Source organism: Mesorhizobium sp. M7A.F.Ca.US.006.04.2.1 (genome assembly GCF_004022915.1).
In the GTDB taxonomy this organism is placed as follows: Bacteria; Pseudomonadota; Alphaproteobacteria; order Rhizobiales; family Rhizobiaceae; genus Mesorhizobium; species Mesorhizobium ciceri.
This window is the reverse complement of sequence record NZ_RZQA01001127.1, coordinates 1-1,622: the sequence shown is the minus strand read 5'-3', so window position 1 is coordinate 1,622 and position 1,622 is coordinate 1. Positions and strand designations below refer to the sequence as shown.

Annotated in this window: 2 protein-coding genes; one reads left to right on the top strand and one right to left on the bottom strand. The window is 58.3% G+C overall.

Annotated elements, in window-relative coordinates; genetic code table 11:
* Positions 1-792 (bottom strand): PAS domain-containing protein (locus EN925_RS35015; protein ID WP_245485364.1); only part of this gene is annotated, 792 nt, incomplete at its 3' end.
* Between the two features lie 249 nt (positions 793-1,041).
* Here EN925_RS35015 and EN925_RS35010 point away from each other — a divergent pair.
* On the top strand, positions 1,042-1,622 hold a 581-nt coding region (locus tag EN925_RS35010; protein WP_281040692.1), incomplete at its 3' end, for an ATPase domain-containing protein.

Here is a 1,622-nt window from a genome sequence, read left to right as displayed (position 1 = left end):
ATCCAGGGACTCCTGCGCCTTCTTCCGCTCCGTAATGTCGCGTGTGATCTTCGCGAACCCCAGGAGTTCGCCATCCTCGTGCCGAATGGCGTCGATGACCACGTGGGACCAGAACGCAGTGCCGTCTTTGCGTATACGCCAGCCTTCGCGCTCAACTCGCCCTTCACGGGCGGCGATCTCCAGGGCACTTTGCGGACTGCCTCGCTCGCGATCCTCGGGCGTGTAGAATTGCGAAAAGTGCCTGCCGATTATTTCGTCGGCCGAGTAACCTTTGATGCGTTCTGCACCCGAGTTCCAGCTCGTGATTACGCCTTCAGGATCAAGCATGTAGATCGCGTAGTCCGTCACGCCCTGAACCAGACGTTGGAACTGCTCCTGATTTTTCCGGATTTCCTCCTCCGCTTTCTTGCGCTCGGTAAGATCACGGGTGACTTTGGCGAAGCCGGTTAGTTTGCCGCTTGGATCGAGTATAGGATCAACCACAACGTGAGCCCAGAAAGGAGTCCCGTCGCGACGAACCCTCCAGCCCTCGGTCTCAAATTTGCCATCGCGGGCTGCTGTCTCCAGAGTCCGCGATGGAAGACCAGCTTCGCGATCCTCCTCCGTGTAGAAGCACGAGAAATGCTGACCGATGATCTCGCTCGCGGAATAGCCTTTGAACCGCTCGGCCCCCGCGTTCCAACTCGTCACGGTTCCCGAACGGTCCAACATATAGATCGCATAATCAGTAACGGCCTCGACGAGAACGCGGTAGCGATCCTCATCGGCTTTATCGACGGTCCCTTGAATCATACCCCATCCGTTCATTTGTTAACTCTGTGAAACTGCTGGCGTCTTGGATGGTTCCACAGACGATGGGACGCGCTGTGGCACAGGCCGTGACTGCCGTGGCCTGCAACGAGCTACTTGCCTGACGGGGGCGCGGCCGTTACAGAAATTGGAATTTCAGATACCGGGCCGGGCCGCCGATCGCTCCACCCAGTTCTACTTCGAACCTGTGATACTGGCGGCTTGCGATTCCTGTTTGGAGACGATGGCGGAATGACCGAGCGAAAGAAGCAGCCCGTTGTAAGTTCCGGCATTGCCGGCTTGGACGAAATTCTTCGCGGTGGATTGCCCGCTTCAAATTTCTACATCGTGCAAGGCGATCCAGGCGCAGGCAAGACGACCGCGGCGTTGCAATTCCTGCGCGCTGGTGTGGCAGCCGGTGAACGCTGCATCTATGTCAGCCTTTCGCAAACCGCCGCCGAACTGCAAGCGATTGCGTCCTCACACGGCTGGACGCTTGATGGCATCCGCGTTGAGGAATTGTCCGCTTCGGAGACCTTGAGCGGAGCGGCCGATCAGACGATATTCCAGACTGCGGACCTTCGATTGGATGAGACGCGCAAGGCGATTGAACGCGCGATTGAAGAACACAAGCCACACAGGCTTGTTTATGACTCGCTGCTCGAGATCCGGCTGATTACCGGCGACACACCGAGGTTCCGGCGCGAGCTGATTGGTTTCAAGGCCTTCCTGGCCAAGCGGGGCATTGTGGCAGTGTTGCTCGACACCCAGACCAGCGGAGGCGATCACAATGGCGAGGAAATCGAGGGCATTGCCCACGGCGTGATCCGGCT